Source organism: Psychrobacter sp. 1Y10 (assembly GCF_052259005.1).
Taxonomy (GTDB): Bacteria; Pseudomonadota; Gammaproteobacteria; order Pseudomonadales; family Moraxellaceae; genus Psychrobacter; species Psychrobacter saeujeotis.
The window spans coordinates 95,069-107,947 of record NZ_JBQQES010000009.1 but is presented as its reverse complement, the minus strand read 5'-3'; the positions used below and the strand labels follow the sequence as shown (position 1 = coordinate 107,947).

At 43.1% G+C, this 12,879-nt stretch carries 23 protein-coding genes; all 23 read right to left on the bottom strand.

The genetic code is table 11. The annotated features are described in order from the left end of the window. Positions 1 to 19: 19 nt before the first annotated feature. The gene (secY, locus tag ACTXGH_RS11885) at positions 20 to 1,351 is read right to left on the bottom strand and encodes a preprotein translocase subunit SecY (RefSeq protein ID WP_299221673.1); all 1,332 of its coding nucleotides are present in this window, start codon (positions 1,349 to 1,351) and stop codon (positions 20 to 22) included. A 19-nt stretch (positions 1,352 to 1,370) separates the two neighbouring features. Then, a complete protein-coding gene (rplO, locus tag ACTXGH_RS11880) occupies positions 1,371 to 1,811 on the bottom strand; it encodes a 50S ribosomal protein L15 (protein ID WP_299221439.1) in 441 nt (146 codons plus the stop codon). Further along, on the bottom strand, positions 1,811 to 1,990 hold the full coding sequence (gene rpmD / locus ACTXGH_RS11875; protein ID WP_010196714.1) for a 50S ribosomal protein L30: 180 nt from the start codon (positions 1,988 to 1,990) through the stop codon (positions 1,811 to 1,813). The genes rplO and rpmD overlap by 1 nt, the downstream gene beginning before the upstream one ends. 20 nt (positions 1,991 to 2,010) lie before the next feature. Next, the gene (gene rpsE / locus ACTXGH_RS11870; RefSeq protein WP_299221442.1) at positions 2,011 to 2,517 is read right to left on the bottom strand and encodes a 30S ribosomal protein S5; all 507 of its coding nucleotides are present in this window, start codon (positions 2,515 to 2,517) and stop codon (positions 2,011 to 2,013) included. 2 nt (positions 2,518 to 2,519) lie between these two features. Beyond that, positions 2,520 to 2,870 (bottom strand): 50S ribosomal protein L18, encoded by a 351-nt coding sequence (gene rplR / locus ACTXGH_RS11865; RefSeq protein WP_068034619.1) that lies wholly within the window; start codon positions 2,868 to 2,870, stop codon positions 2,520 to 2,522. A gap of 11 nt (positions 2,871 to 2,881) precedes the next feature. Continuing rightward, a complete protein-coding gene (gene rplF / locus ACTXGH_RS11860) occupies positions 2,882 to 3,415 on the bottom strand; it encodes a 50S ribosomal protein L6 (RefSeq protein ID WP_299221449.1) in 534 nt (177 codons plus the stop codon). A 205-nt stretch (positions 3,416 to 3,620) separates the two neighbouring features. Then, the gene (rpsH, locus tag ACTXGH_RS11855) at positions 3,621 to 4,019 is read right to left on the bottom strand and encodes a 30S ribosomal protein S8 (RefSeq protein ID WP_058368271.1); all 399 of its coding nucleotides are present in this window, start codon (positions 4,017 to 4,019) and stop codon (positions 3,621 to 3,623) included. Positions 4,020 to 4,030: 11 nt separating this feature from the next. Then, positions 4,031 to 4,336 carry a 30S ribosomal protein S14 gene (gene rpsN, locus ACTXGH_RS11850; protein WP_068034613.1) on the bottom strand — a complete coding sequence of 102 codons (306 nt, stop codon included), beginning with the start codon at positions 4,334 to 4,336 and terminating at the stop codon, positions 4,031 to 4,033. A 12-nt stretch (positions 4,337 to 4,348) separates the two neighbouring features. After that, a complete protein-coding gene (rplE, locus tag ACTXGH_RS11845; protein WP_299221458.1) occupies positions 4,349 to 4,885 on the bottom strand; it encodes a 50S ribosomal protein L5 in 537 nt (178 codons plus the stop codon). Between the two features lie 21 nt (positions 4,886 to 4,906). Beyond that, positions 4,907 to 5,224 carry a 50S ribosomal protein L24 gene (gene rplX, locus ACTXGH_RS11840; RefSeq protein WP_201605171.1) on the bottom strand — a complete coding sequence of 106 codons (318 nt, stop codon included), beginning with the start codon at positions 5,222 to 5,224 and terminating at the stop codon, positions 4,907 to 4,909. Between the two features lie 8 nt (positions 5,225 to 5,232). Beyond that, the gene (gene rplN / locus ACTXGH_RS11835; protein WP_010196702.1) at positions 5,233 to 5,601 is read right to left on the bottom strand and encodes a 50S ribosomal protein L14; all 369 of its coding nucleotides are present in this window, start codon (positions 5,599 to 5,601) and stop codon (positions 5,233 to 5,235) included. A gap of 181 nt (positions 5,602 to 5,782) precedes the next feature. Next, positions 5,783 to 6,058 carry a 30S ribosomal protein S17 gene (gene rpsQ / locus ACTXGH_RS11830; RefSeq protein ID WP_021813375.1) on the bottom strand — a complete coding sequence of 92 codons (276 nt, stop codon included), beginning with the start codon at positions 6,056 to 6,058 and terminating at the stop codon, positions 5,783 to 5,785. Then, a complete protein-coding gene (gene rpmC, locus ACTXGH_RS11825; RefSeq protein ID WP_299221463.1) occupies positions 6,055 to 6,252 on the bottom strand; it encodes a 50S ribosomal protein L29 in 198 nt (65 codons plus the stop codon). The genes rpsQ and rpmC overlap by 4 nt, the downstream gene beginning before the upstream one ends. Next, positions 6,252 to 6,665, bottom strand: coding sequence for a 50S ribosomal protein L16 (gene rplP / locus ACTXGH_RS11820; RefSeq protein WP_025644399.1), 414 nt, complete (start codon positions 6,663 to 6,665; stop codon positions 6,252 to 6,254). The genes rpmC and rplP overlap by 1 nt, the downstream gene beginning before the upstream one ends. A gap of 3 nt (positions 6,666 to 6,668) precedes the next feature. After that, positions 6,669 to 7,391, bottom strand: coding sequence for a 30S ribosomal protein S3 (rpsC, locus tag ACTXGH_RS11815; RefSeq protein ID WP_075102273.1), 723 nt, complete (start codon positions 7,389 to 7,391; stop codon positions 6,669 to 6,671). A gap of 3 nt (positions 7,392 to 7,394) precedes the next feature. Continuing rightward, complete coding sequence (gene rplV / locus ACTXGH_RS11810; RefSeq protein WP_021813373.1) at positions 7,395 to 7,724, bottom strand: 50S ribosomal protein L22; 330 nt, start codon at positions 7,722 to 7,724, stop codon at positions 7,395 to 7,397. Between the two features lie 10 nt (positions 7,725 to 7,734). After that, entirely contained in the window at positions 7,735 to 8,010 is a 276-nt protein-coding gene (rpsS, locus tag ACTXGH_RS11805; RefSeq protein WP_058368265.1) for a 30S ribosomal protein S19, read from the bottom strand. 12 nt (positions 8,011 to 8,022) lie between these two features. Then, positions 8,023 to 8,853, bottom strand: coding sequence for a 50S ribosomal protein L2 (gene rplB, locus ACTXGH_RS11800; RefSeq protein ID WP_299221467.1), 831 nt, complete (start codon positions 8,851 to 8,853; stop codon positions 8,023 to 8,025). Positions 8,854 to 8,864: 11 nt separating this feature from the next. Further along, positions 8,865 to 9,215, bottom strand: coding sequence for a 50S ribosomal protein L23 (gene rplW, locus ACTXGH_RS11795; protein ID WP_299221470.1), 351 nt, complete (start codon positions 9,213 to 9,215; stop codon positions 8,865 to 8,867). Next, a complete protein-coding gene (gene rplD, locus ACTXGH_RS11790; RefSeq protein ID WP_299221473.1) occupies positions 9,212 to 9,814 on the bottom strand; it encodes a 50S ribosomal protein L4 in 603 nt (200 codons plus the stop codon). The genes rplW and rplD overlap by 4 nt, the downstream gene beginning before the upstream one ends. Positions 9,815 to 9,828: 14 nt before the next feature. Further along, the gene (rplC, locus tag ACTXGH_RS11785) at positions 9,829 to 10,467 is read right to left on the bottom strand and encodes a 50S ribosomal protein L3 (RefSeq protein ID WP_058368261.1); all 639 of its coding nucleotides are present in this window, start codon (positions 10,465 to 10,467) and stop codon (positions 9,829 to 9,831) included. A gap of 49 nt (positions 10,468 to 10,516) precedes the next feature. Further along, positions 10,517 to 10,828 (bottom strand): 30S ribosomal protein S10, encoded by a 312-nt coding sequence (rpsJ, locus tag ACTXGH_RS11780; protein WP_010196670.1) that lies wholly within the window; start codon positions 10,826 to 10,828, stop codon positions 10,517 to 10,519. Between the two features lie 389 nt (positions 10,829 to 11,217). Beyond that, positions 11,218 to 12,828 (bottom strand): Rne/Rng family ribonuclease, encoded by a 1,611-nt coding sequence (locus ACTXGH_RS11775; protein WP_439296549.1) that lies wholly within the window; start codon positions 12,826 to 12,828, stop codon positions 11,218 to 11,220. Between the last annotated feature and the right edge of the window lie 51 nt (positions 12,829 to 12,879).

The window sequence follows — 12,879 nt, the reverse complement described above, 5'->3', positions numbered from 1 at the left end:
TGAAATATCACACTACTCTTTAAGATTGAGTAGGCGACTGAATTAACGTCTGATCATGATATTGATGGGTCATCAAATGCGCTTGAATTTGCGATATGAAATCCATAACTACAACCACCATAATCAGTAACGATGTACCGCCAAGATTAAATGGTACTCCAAATGATGATTGGATGACCATTGGCATTAAACAAATAACCGTCATGTATATCGCACCGATAAAAGTTAATCGATTTAATACATGATCGAGGTAACGCTGTGTTTGCTGTCCTGGTCGAATACCTGGAATATACGCACCACTACGTTTAAGGTTTTCTGCAACTTCGCGTGGACTAAATACTAATGCTGTATAAAAATAACAGAAGAATATAATCATCGCACCGAAAAGAACTAAATATAAAGGTTGTCCTGGAGACAATACCAATGCCATATTTTGTAGAATTTTCTGAGTGAAGGTAGGATCAGTCGAATGACCTACCCACTGTCCTAAACTGGCTGGAAACAACAATAATGAGCTAGCAAAAATAGCAGGAATAACACCTGCCATGTTTATTTTCAGTGGCAAATGTGATTGCTGCTGAGCATAAATTTTGCGGCCTTGCTGCTGCTTTTGAGCATAGTTCACAGGTACTCGGCGCTGAGCTCGTTCGATATAAACGATACCAGCAGTAACCGCGACCCCTAGTACTACAAAAATAAATAGCACAATCAAGTTCATTTGGCCTTGATTGACCTGTTCAATAGACTGCGAAATCATTCCAGGAGTTCCGGCAACAATACTCGCAAAAATCAACATTGAGATACCGTTACCTACACCACGTTCTGTAATCTGCTCACCGAGCCACATTAAAAACATAGCGCCTGCTACTAACGAAGTAACTGCAGGAATATAAAAGGTAAGACCAGTAGATAATGTTAAATTTTGACTGATTAAGCCAGCACACATTCCCAACGACTGTACTAAAGCTAAAGCAAGTGTTCCTTGGCGGGTATACTTATTTAGCTTACGTCGTCCTGCTTCACCTTCTTTCTTAAGCGCTTCAAGCGATGGCACTACAGCAGACATCATCTGTACAATAATTGACGCCGAAATGTATGGCATAATACCAAGTGCCATAATAGACATACGTTCAAGCGCACCACCCGAGAACATATTAAACATGCTTAATATGGTGTTTTCGTTACGCGAGAATAGATCAGCTAAATTAACCGGATTAATACCCGGTACTGGAATATGCGACCCTAAACGATAAACAATCAATGCGCCGATTAAGAATAATAAGCGTGTCCAAAGCTCATCATATTTACGTATGAAAGCAAATGGATTAAGCGGTATACCAGACGATGACATTGATTGTTTTGACACGTTACTACTCCTCGATGCTACCACCAGCAGCTTCGATTGCTTGCTTAGCGCCTTTAGTTACTTTGATACCTTTAAAGGTATAAGCTTTAGTAACTTCGCCTGATAGCATGATACGAGCACGCTTCATATCGCGACGAATAAGGTTAGCAGCCTTAAGAGTTTCTAGGCTAACTACATCACCTTCGATTTTATTCAGTTCAGACAAACGGACTTCAGCAGTCGTCATTGCCATTTTACTGGTAAAACCAAATTTTGGTAGACGGCGATACAAAGGCATCTGACCACCTTCAAATCCTGAGCGAATGCTAGAACCTGAACGTGATTTTTGTCCTTTTACACCGCGACCACCAGTCTTACCAAGACCTGAACCGATACCACGACCTCGACGTTGGGCAGTTTTCTTTGCACCAACACCAGGTGATAATTCATTTAATCTAAGTCCCATTACGCTTCCTCCACTTTTACCATGTAGTTGACGCGATTGACCATACCACGAGTTGAAGGAGTATCTTCTACTTCAACAGTATGGTTAATACGGCGTAAACCCAATCCTTTCAAGCTCGCTTTGTGGCTCTTTAGGCGATGGGCACCCGATTTAAATTGAGTGACTTTCATTTTTTTCATCGTAACTCACCTAGTTTAAGTTAACCCAAGATTTCGTCTACAGATTTACCACGTTTTGCTGCCATCTTTTCTGGAGTTGACATATCACGTAAACCGTTAAACGTTGCACGAACAACGTTAGCAGTATTGGTAGAACCATAACATTTGGTCAAAACATCTTTGACACCCGCAACTTCTAGTACTGCACGCATTGCACCACCAGCGATTACGCCAGTACCTTCAGATGCAGGCTGCATATAAACTTTACTTGCACCATGACGTGCTTTAATCGGATGATACAAAGTCGCTTCATTAAGCTCAACAGTAATCATATTACGTTTAGCAGCTTCTAGCGCTTTTTGAATGGCAGCCGGTACTTCACGTGCTTTACCACGACCAAAACCAACGCGACCATTACCATCACCCACTACAGTTAATGCAGTAAATGAGAAAATACGACCACCTTTAACAACTTTTGCAACGCGATCAACAGTTACCAAACGTTCTACTAGACCATCGGTCTGTTCATTTTTATCATTTCTCGCCATGATTAAAACTCCAATCCATTTTCGCGAGCTGCTTCAGCTAAAGCTTTCACTCGACCATGATATTTAAAACCACTACGGTCAAAGGCAACTTTAGTAATACCAGCTGCTTTTGCGCGTTCTGCGATCATTTGGCCTACAGACGTCGCTGCATCAGCGTTACCAGTTGCGCCCGAGCGCAAACTGCCGTCCAAGGTAGATGCCTGAGCAATCACTTCACCACCGTTAGGAGAGATAATCTGGGCATATATGTGCTTCGGCGTGCGGTTAACCGTTAGACGATGAACGCCTAAAAAACGGATATGCGCGCGGGTTTTTTTAGCTCGACGCAGACGAGCTGCTTTTTTATCAAACATTTCAACTCACCTTATTTTTTCTTAGCTTCTTTACGAACCACATGCTCGTCGCTATAACGAATACCTTTACCTTTGTAAGGCTCTGGTGGGCGGAAACCACGGATGTTGGCGGCTGCTTGACCAAGCTGCTGCTTATTGTTTGATTTCAAAACAATTTCAGTTTGCGTTGGGGTTTCAGCTGATACACCTTCAGGTAACGTGTATTCTACTGGATGCGAGTAACCAACATTAAGGGTTACTTTGCTACCAGACGCTTGTGCACGATAACCGACACCGATCAGTTGAAGGCGTTTCTCGAACCCTTCATTGACACCTATAACATAATTGTTAAGTAAGGCGCGCATAGTACCAGTATGCATCATAGCTTCTTTTGAATCGACTGTAGGTGAGAGAATGATATTATCATCTTCCTGGTTCAGCTCGACCAATTCATGCAGGCGTAAAGACATGGAGCCATTCTTGCCTTTAACTTCGACCTGCCGATCGTTCAAAGTAACGCTTACACCGCTAGGTAGCGTCACTGGGGCTTTAGCCACACGAGACATAGGAATATTCCTTGAAAAATTAAAACTTATATTAGCGAAAAAACTAACAGACTAAAAAGCCTGCTAGTTTAGCATAATTGATCCAGCTAAACATCATCCAATTTTTGTAAAATTTTCGGATATCTAACTTATTCTTGGTTTAGATCATCTTTAACAAGATAATCAAACCAAATAGGATTCAAGTAGGACTTCTCATCACGTTGTTTTATGCAACAAACGCAACGATTTCGCCACCAATACCAGCAGCGCGAGCAGCACGATCGCTCATGATACCTTGGCTGGTTGATACGATAGCAACACCCATACCTTGCTTAACAGTAGGGATAGCGTCTTTGCCGCGATGCTGGCGCAAACCAGGACGACTATAACGTTGAATAGTTTCGATGACAGCGCGGCCTTCGAAGTATTTTAGTTCAATAGTAAGTGTCGCTTTGTTGTTGTCTTCTTCAGTAACAACAGCACTCGCTACATAACCTTCATTAACCAATAAATCAGCAATCGATTTACGTAGTTTTGAGCTTGGCATCGCTACGGATACTTTATTAGCCATTTGTGCGTTACGGATACGGGTTAGCATATCTCCAACGGTATCTTGCATACTCATGTAATTACCCCTTACCAGCTTGCTTTACGAACACCAGGCACATCGCCTTGCATGACTCGCTCACGTAACATATTACGTGATAAGCCAAACTTACGGAAGTAGCCATGAGGACGACCGGTGATAGCACAACGATTGCGCAGACGAACTGGTGATGAATTGCGCGGTAAAGCTTGTAGCTCTAACATCGCATCCATACGTTCTTCGTCGCTTGCAGTCATATCACTGATGGTTTCTTTTAACTTAATACGCTTTTCAGCATATTTAGCAACCATTTTTTCGCGCTTTAATTCGCGGTTAATCATGCTCTTTTTTGCCATAACGTCTTTACCTTATTTAAATGGGAAGCCGAATGCTTTAAGTAACGCACGACCTTCTTCATCAGTACCAGCTGACGTAGTGATAGTCACATCCATACCACGAATACGATCAATCTTATCAAAGTCTACTTCTGGGAATACGATTTGTTCTTTAATACCCAGTGAGTAGTTACCACGTCCGTCAAAGGCTTTAGGTGAAAAACCACGGAAATCGCGAATACGAGGAATTGCAATGGCAATCAGACGATCTAAAAATTCGTACATTTGCTCACCGCGTAGCGTTACTTTACAGCCAATCGGCCATTCTTCACGAATTTTAAAGCCAGCAACTGATTTACGCGCTTTGGTGACAACAGGCTTTTGACCAGCAATTGCAGTCATATCAGCGACAGCACCTTCAAGCAATTTCTTGTCCTGAGATGCGCCACCAACGCCCATATTAAGTGTGACTTTAGTGATTTTAGGCACTTGCATCACATTGTCTAAACCAAGCTCTTCTTTGATTTGCTGCTTTAGTTTATCGTTATATAAAGATTTTAATCTTGCCATTACCATTACACCCTTAGTGTCTTACGCAGTCGCCACTACTTCACCATTCGAACGATAGACGCGTTGTTTTTTGCCGTCTTCGCCGAATTGATAAGTAATACGGTCTGCTTTTTGGGTTTGCGCATTTAAAATTGCGACATTTGAAATATGCAAAAAAGCTTCTTGCTTAACGATGCCACCTTCAACGCCAGTCGCCTGATTTGGCTTCTGATGTTTAGTGACAATGTTAATGCCTTCTACTTTAATACGATCGTTTTTTACAGCTTGTACAGTACCTTGCTTGCCTTTATCTTTCCCAGCAATCACGATAACTGTATCGCCTTTACGTAATTTTGACATGGATTACCTCACAATACTTCTGGTGCTAGTGATACAATTTTCATAAACTGATCACCACGTAGTTCACGAGTTACCGGTCCAAAAATACGAGTTGCAATCGGTGCTTTGTTTTGGTTCAACAATACCGCAGCATTGTCATCAAAACGTAGAACTGAACCATCAGGACGACGAACGCCTTTTTTGGTACGTACAACTACTGCATTCATCACGTCGCCTTTTTTAACACGACCACGAGGAATGGCTTCTTTAACCGTTACTTTAATAATGTCGCCAACTGATGCATAACGACGATGAGATCCACCCAGTACTTTAATGCACTGAACTCGCCTTGCACCGCTATTGTCTGCAACTTCCAGCATTGACTCAACCTGAATCATAGCGTTACTCCACACGTATGAGCAAAAAAACCAGTTGCTGCCGCTAGCACAGTATGAGTAGACGGCATTTTAATGTAAATAACCGCACCTAACTCTTAATGTGAGTGATATACGACGGGCGCAATCAGCATCCTTAAAAAGGCGGCTATTTTAACAGCTTCTGGCCTTTAATGCAATTTACTTAGATTTTTTCTACTTTTTCAACCACATCAACTAAAGTCCAAGACTTAGTTTTTGAGATTGGACGCGTTTCTTTGATGCGGACAAGGTCGCCTTGTTGGCAAACATTATTCTCATCATGGGCTTTGATCTTTGTAGAACGACGAAGCTGTTTGCCATACAAAGGATGACGAACCAGACGCTCAATCAAAACCGTGATGGACTTGTCCATCTTGTCGCTGACAACTCGTCCTGTCAATACGCTAGCATTAGTAGCTGTTTGATTGTTATCGCTCATGAGTCGCCTCGTTGTTTCTCGTTAATCAAAGTCTGAATCTGAGCAATCGTACGACGATTGCCTTTGACTTCATGGGTATTACCCAACTGTCCAGTTGCTTTAGCCATACGAATACGGAAAGCATCAAGTTGCTTTTCATCAAGTAACTGGGTCAGTTCTTCTAATGATTTATCACGTAATTCACTGATCTTCATTACATTATCGTCCGCTTAACAATGGTAGTTTTAAAGGGCAACTTTGCTGCAGCAAGCGTTAAGGCATCGCGAGCAAGCTCTTCTGAGACCCCTTCGATTTCATATAGCACTTTACCAGGCTTGATTTCGCATACCCAATACTCGACTGGACCTTTACCTTTACCCATACGTACTTCTAATGGCTTATTAGTAATTGGTTTGTCTGGGAATACACGAATCCAAATTTTACCACCACGCTTAATTTTACGTGTAATAGTACGACGTGCTGCTTCGATTTGACGGGCTGTCATACGACCACGCGTCAATGATTTTAGACCAATTTGTCCGAATGCAACGGTGCTTCCACGATGAGCGAGCCCTGTGTTACGACCTTTGTGCATTTTACGAAACTTGGTACGTTTTGGCTGTAACATAGTTTAACCTCTGTCTGAGTTTCGACGGTTTCCACGACCACGGCGTTTTGGCGCACGAGGTTTCTCTTCATTGACGGGATTATAAACGCTGTTCATACCGTCAAGGATCTCTCCGCGGAAAATCCAAACTTTAACACCAATGGTGCCGTAAGTTGTCTCTGCACGAATTGACGCATAGTCAATATCAGCACGGAGTGTATGCAATGGCACACGACCTTCACGGTACCATTCAGTACGAGCAATCTCAGCACCGCCAAGACGGCCAGACAGCTCAACTTTAATACCTTTAGCACCAGAACGCATGCTGTTTTGTACAGCGCGCTTCATCGCACGACGGAACATAACACGGCGCTCAAGCTGGCTACCAATACCATCTGCTACCAAACGTGCATCAAGATCAGGCGATGTGATTTCTTCAATATTGACCTGGGCAGGTACGCCCATAATTTTGGTCAACTCTTTTTGAAGTCTTTCAATATCCTCGCCTTTTTTACCGATAACAATACCAGGACGTGCTGTAGCAATGGTAATCTTAGCAGCACCAGTAGGACGCTCGATCATAATGTTGCTGATCATCGCGTTGTCTAGCTTTTTGCGTAGATATTCACGAACTTGAATGTCGTTAATTAGGTATTCTGAGTATTGTTTAGGGTTAGCATACCAGTTTGCGTTATGCTTTTTGACAACACCAAGACGAATTCCGATTGGATGTACTTTTTGACCCATAACTTATTCTCCTACCTTTATAGTGATGTGACAGGTACGCTTACTGATACGATCAGCACGACCTTTGGCACGTGGTAGGATACGCTTTAGCGTAATGCCTTCATCAACGTAGATAGTGGCGACTTTTAAGTCATCAATATCTAAGCCATGATTATGTTCGGCATTGGCGATGGCTGAGTTAAGGCATTTCTTAACAAACACAGCGCCTTTTTTATTGCTATACGTTAGGATATCCAAAGCACGCTCAATAGATTTGCCGCGAACTTCATCAGCAACGAGTCTAACTTTTTGTGCCGATATGGCGGCACCGCGTAATTTTGCAGTTACTTCCATGGTAAGCACCTTATCTCTTAGCTTTTTTGTCAATGCCGTGACCACGATACGTACGAGTCGGGGCAAATTCACCTAGTTTATGACCAACCATCTGCTCACTCACGATAACCGGTACATGAGTACGGCCATTGTGAACAGACAAAGTTAGGCCAACCATTTGTGGCAGAATCATCGAGCGGCGCGACCAAGTTTTAATGGGTTTGCGTGAGTTGGTGTCAATAGCATTCTCAACTTTAGCAAACAGATGCGCGTCTATGAATGGACCTTTTTTCAATGAACGAGGCATGAGATTCTTCCTTTATTTCTTCTTGGCGCGACGGCGACGAATGATCATACTGTCAGTACGCTTATTGTGACGCGTTTTCAGTCCTTTAGACTTCTGACCCCAAGGGCTGGTTGGATGGCGACCTTTATTACGACCTTCACCACCACCATGTGGGTGATCAACCGGGTTCATTGCAACACCACGAACCGTAGGACGAACACCGCGCCAACGTGAAGCACCAGCTTTACCAAGTGATTTCAGGTTGTTTTCAGTGTTAGAGACTTCACCGATAACTGCACGGCAATTAACGTGTACACGGCGAGTTTCACCAGAACGTAGACGAAGAATCGCATAAATACCATCACGACCTAGCAACTGAACACTAGCACCCGCAGAACGAGCCATCTGTGCACCTTTACCGATTTTAAGCTCGATATTGTGAATCACAGTACCCAATGGGATGTTTTTAAGCGGTAGGCAGTTACCTGGACGAATTGGTGAAGTTTCACCTGACATTACAGTGTCACCGACTGCTTGTTTTTTAGCAGCGATGATGTAACGACGTTCGCCATCAGCGTATTTTAGTAATGCAATATGTGCAGTACGGTTAGGATCGTATTCGATACGCTCTACAGTAGCTGGAATATTGTCTTTAGTACGCTTAAAGTCAATAATACGATAATGATGCTTATGACCACCGCCAACGTGACGAGTCGTTATGCGACCATTGTTATTACGACCACCTGACTTACTTTTTGATTCGACAAGTGCTGCATAAGGACGACCTTTGTAAAGGTGTGGATGCACCACTTTTTCAACAAAACGACGGCCTGGTGATGTTGGCTTTGCTTTTACGATAGGCATGATTGTAATCCTTATTCGTTGTTCGCTGTTTCACTAGTAGAGTCAGTCGCGCTTGCAACTTCTTCACCAGCATCAGCCATTTGTACATCTTGACCAGCTTTTAAGGTAACATAGGCTTTTTTAAAGTCATTACGACGGCCGATGCTTTTACCAAAACGCTTTGTCTTACCTTTAACATTCAAAGTGTTCACTTTAGTAACTTCAACACCTTCAAACATCAACTCAACTGCTTTTTTGACTTCAAGCTTAGTAGCATTAGAGTCAACTTTAAATACCTGTACACCAAGTGAGTCACCAAGCATTTGAGATTTTTCTGAGAAGACAGGCCCTCTTAAGACCTGATAAAGTCTTGCGTTATTCATGCTAGTGCTTCCTCAAATTGTTTCGCAGCTTCAACTGACATGATCACTTTATCAAAAGCAATCAAACTCACTGGATCCACTTCAGATGTACCAAGTACATTGACATGTGGGATATTGCGAGCAGCTAAGTATAAGTTTTCGTCAACTTCTTTAGTAACGATAAGTGCACGAGGTGCATTCAAATCACTTAACTTTGCGATCAGCTCTTTGGTCTTAGGTGCAGACAAAGTCAACTCTTCAACCAAAATCAGACGCTCTTGACGTACCAATTCGGCTAGGATGCACTGCATAGCACCGCGATACATTTTGCGGTTAACTTTCTGTGACCAGTCTTGTGGTTTTGCCGCGAATGCACGACCACCAGAACGCCAGATTGGGCTACGAATAGAACCTGCACGAGCGCGACCAGTACCTTTTTGGCGCCATGGCTTAATACCACCGCCAGAAACTTCGGCACGGGTCTTTTGCGCACGTGTACCTTGACGAGCACCTGCAAGATATGCAGTGACGACTTGATGCACTAATGCTTCGTTGAATTCACGACCAAAAGCCGTATCAGAAAGCTCAACCGCCGCACCTGTAACTGTTTTTAAATCCACGTTAATCCCCTTGCTTAGGCTTTGATTGACGGACGTACGATAACGTCGCCACCGGTGGCACCTGGGATAGCACCCTTGATGACAAGTAACCCTTTTTCGGCATCAACCGAAACCACTTCTAGGCCTTGAACGGTGACACGTTTGTTACCCATCTGACCTGGCATCTTTTTGCCTTTGAATACTTTACCTGGTGACTGGTTTTGACCAGTTGAACCAAGGGCACGATGAGATACTGAGTTACCATGAGTGGCATCTTGCATGCTAAAGTTGTGACGCTTTACGCCGCCTTGAAAGCCTTTACCTTTACTCTGTCCTGTGACATCAACCATCTGACCTTGTTCGAACAAGTCAGCTAGGATCTCACCACCAATCTCACGACCTTCAAGATCGCTATCATTGGCACGAAATTCCCAAACACCACGACCAGCTTTGACGCCAGCTTTTGCGAAGTGACCTTTCTGTGCGGCTGTTACGCGGCTGTCACGACGAGTACCTGTGGTGATTTGAATGGCTTGATAGCCATCTACATCAGTATTTTTTAATTGAGTAATGCGGTTTGCACTAACCTCAATCACTGTTACAGGGATAGAGGCACCTGTTTCAGTGAAGATACGGGTCATGCCGCATTTTTTACCGACTAAACCGATCGCCATTTTAGACCTCTTTATATCTTATATTAATGAGTTGGGCGTTTAATATGCATTAACCCAAAGCAATTTGAACGTCAACGCCCGCCGCTAAGTCTAACTTCATTAACGCATCCACAGTTTTGTCAGTAGGCTGAACAATGTCAACCATACGCTTATGAGTACGGATTTCGTACTGATCACGTGCGTCTTTATTGACGTGTGGCGAAGTTAGAACGTTGAAGCGCTCAATGCGAGTCGGCAACGGTACAGGACCACAAACTTGCGCACCGGTGCGCTTTGCAGTATCAACGATCTCTTGTGCAGATTGATCAATCAAACGATGATCAAAAGACTTAAGACGGATACGGATTCTCTGGTTAGCCATGCCAGCAAGCTCCTAATATGTGCTTTTGTCATTCTTGCTTTGCAAGTAAATGAGAAAAAGCCGTTTGGTTAAATATTCACTTAAAGCGGCCTTCTGTTCTTAACCAGAATGAGTTCTTTAGCGGAACTTATAGCGTGCTAAAAGCAAAATAGTTTAAAGCCCCGCCAACTCTCCTATTCATGTAGAGGTCAGCAAAGGCATAATGAAATAGTGCTAGAAACGATGCTCTAGCTGTCATAGCGCTGGCTGTTTTATTAGCTGCGCGTATATAATTCAGTGGTGTGTATTATACAGAGTATTTATCTGATTGCAAGTCTCTTGTAAAAAGGCCTCTTAAGAAAGCAGCGTTTTCAAATTATGGGAAAATGAAGTCTTACTTTAAACCATATTCAATCTAAAACAATATCATATTGTTCTTGGGTATATAGGTTTTCTACTTCAAATGTAATCACTCGTCCTAACAAATACTCAAGATCTGCAACGGTATCTGCTTCTGAGGTTAGCAATAAATCAATAACTGCAGCATGAGCCACGACGGTAAACTTCTTTGGTGAATTATAAGTACGAGCACAGCGCATCATTTCACGAAATATCTCAAAACAAACCGTTTCAGCTGTTTTGACAAACCCACGACCTTGACAAGTTGAACAAGGCTCACACAGTTGCTGGCCTAAAGACTCACGCGTACGCTTACGTGTCATCTCAACCAACCCAAGCTCACTCACTTGAGTGATATTGGTTTTAGCATAGTCTTGTGCTAGTTGTTCTTGCAGACTTGTTAATACATCATTTTTATGTTCTTGTTCTAACATATCAATGAAGTCTAGTATAATAATACCACCTAAATTACGCAGACGCAGTTGGCGAGCAATGGCATGCGTGGCTTCAAGGTTGGTCTTGTAGACAGTATCTTCTAGTGAGCGCCCGCCAACGAAAGAGCCGGTGTTGACATCGATGGTGGTCATTGCCTCTGTCTGATCAATGATAAGATAACCACCAGATTTTAGATCGACACGGCGTTTTAAGGCATCGCGTAGGTCGTCCTCGACACGGTGCACGTCGAACAACGCTGGCTCGGCGGTATAATGTACAATTCGCTCATATACAAAAGGCACAAACTCTTTGGCAAAATATCGTACTTGCTCATAAACTTGCGCATTATCGATAATGACTTTTTCAGTATCAGCATGAACCAAGTCACGTATCGAGCGCAGTGGTAACGATAACTCTTGATAAATAAGCTCAGAGCTTTGATGATGATTTATCTCTTGACGACGCGCACAAATGGTTCGCCACAGCTGGACAAGGTAATAAATATCTTCTTCAAGTTTGTTCACAGGTACGCGCTCAGCAGCGGTACGAGCGATCAACCCACCCTTTAAACTGACTGTCTGCATCAAACTTGTCAGCTCAGTCTTTAAGCGAGTACGCTCATCTTCACTATCAATACGTTGAGAGATGCCAACATGATCGCTTGATGGCAAATACACAAGATACCGTGATGGTAATGAGATATTGGTAGTCAAGCGTGCACCTTTACTCCCTAGCTGATCTTTGGTTACTTGTACAAGGATACGTTGACCTTCGTGCAGACGATGCTGGATAAGTGTTTTAGTAAAAGGAATCACCTCTGTACTGCGCGTTCTGACCACAGGTGGCGTGACGGCCAAGCCTTCCATAGTATCTGCAACTGGACTAGCCCCCGTAGCGGCAGTTTGTTTATGGTTATCATCGTCAACTATGGTATTTTTATTTTCGACGACTGGGCGCGGCTCACGTTGCATATCATTAACATGTAAAAATGCGGTTCGTGATTGACCGATATCAACAAATGCCGCCTGCATACCAGGCAACACGCGGACAACCGTTCCCAGATAAATATTACCAACCAAACCCAATTTATGATGGCGCTCTATATAAATCTCACCGAGCACGCCATTATCTAGAACAGCCACGCGGCATTCCATTGGGCTGATATTCATTAGCAGCTCTTCAGACATATTTTTTCTCTTATTTATTACTTATGGTACTTATTAATATTGAAATCACAG

What these genes read in the sequence shown, in the direction of transcription:
- secY (WP_299221673.1), bottom strand. Translation starts at nt 1,351, where the DNA reads ATGTCATCGTCTGGTATACCGCTTAATCCATTTGCTTTCATACGTAAA.
- rplO (WP_299221439.1), bottom strand. Translation starts at nt 1,811, where the DNA reads ATGGGACTTAGATTAAATGAATTATCACCTGGTGTTGGTGCAAAGAAA.
- rpmD (WP_010196714.1), bottom strand. Translation starts at nt 1,990, where the DNA reads ATGAAAAAAATGAAAGTCACTCAATTTAAATCGGGTGCCCATCGCCTA.
- rpsE (WP_299221442.1), bottom strand. Translation starts at nt 2,517, where the DNA reads ATGGCGAGAAATGATAAAAATGAACAGACCGATGGTCTAGTAGAACGT.
- rplR (WP_068034619.1), bottom strand. Translation starts at nt 2,870, where the DNA reads ATGTTTGATAAAAAAGCAGCTCGTCTGCGTCGAGCTAAAAAAACCCGC.
- rplF (WP_299221449.1), bottom strand. Translation starts at nt 3,415, where the DNA reads ATGTCTCGTGTGGCTAAAGCCCCAGTGACGCTACCTAGCGGTGTAAGC.
- rpsH (WP_058368271.1), bottom strand. Translation starts at nt 4,019, where the DNA reads ATGAGTATGCAAGATACCGTTGGAGATATGCTAACCCGTATCCGTAAC.
- rpsN (WP_068034613.1), bottom strand. Translation starts at nt 4,336, where the DNA reads ATGGCAAAAAAGAGCATGATTAACCGCGAATTAAAGCGCGAAAAAATG.
- rplE (WP_299221458.1), bottom strand. Translation starts at nt 4,885, where the DNA reads ATGGCAAGATTAAAATCTTTATATAACGATAAACTAAAGCAGCAAATC.
- rplX (WP_201605171.1), bottom strand. Translation starts at nt 5,224, where the DNA reads ATGTCAAAATTACGTAAAGGCGATACAGTTATCGTGATTGCTGGGAAA.
- rplN (WP_010196702.1), bottom strand. Translation starts at nt 5,601, where the DNA reads ATGATTCAGGTTGAGTCAATGCTGGAAGTTGCAGACAATAGCGGTGCA.
- rpsQ (WP_021813375.1), bottom strand. Translation starts at nt 6,058, where the DNA reads ATGAGCGATAACAATCAAACAGCTACTAATGCTAGCGTATTGACAGGA.
- rpmC (WP_299221463.1), bottom strand. Translation starts at nt 6,252, where the DNA reads ATGAAGATCAGTGAATTACGTGATAAATCATTAGAAGAACTGACCCAG.
- rplP (WP_025644399.1), bottom strand. Translation starts at nt 6,665, where the DNA reads ATGTTACAGCCAAAACGTACCAAGTTTCGTAAAATGCACAAAGGTCGT.
- rpsC (WP_075102273.1), bottom strand. Translation starts at nt 7,391, where the DNA reads ATGGGTCAAAAAGTACATCCAATCGGAATTCGTCTTGGTGTTGTCAAA.
- rplV (WP_021813373.1), bottom strand. Translation starts at nt 7,724, where the DNA reads ATGGAAGTAACTGCAAAATTACGCGGTGCCGCCATATCGGCACAAAAA.
- rpsS (WP_058368265.1), bottom strand. Translation starts at nt 8,010, where the DNA reads ATGCCTCGTTCATTGAAAAAAGGTCCATTCATAGACGCGCATCTGTTT.
- rplB (WP_299221467.1), bottom strand. Translation starts at nt 8,853, where the DNA reads ATGCCTATCGTAAAAGCAAAGCCAACATCACCAGGCCGTCGTTTTGTT.
- rplW (WP_299221470.1), bottom strand. Translation starts at nt 9,215, where the DNA reads ATGAATAACGCAAGACTTTATCAGGTCTTAAGAGGGCCTGTCTTCTCA.
- rplC (WP_058368261.1), bottom strand. Translation starts at nt 10,467, where the DNA reads ATGGCGATCGGTTTAGTCGGTAAAAAATGCGGCATGACCCGTATCTTC.
- rpsJ (WP_010196670.1), bottom strand. Translation starts at nt 10,828, where the DNA reads ATGGCTAACCAGAGAATCCGTATCCGTCTTAAGTCTTTTGATCATCGT.
- ACTXGH_RS11775 (WP_439296549.1), bottom strand. Translation starts at nt 12,828, where the DNA reads ATGTCTGAAGAGCTGCTAATGAATATCAGCCCAATGGAATGCCGCGTG.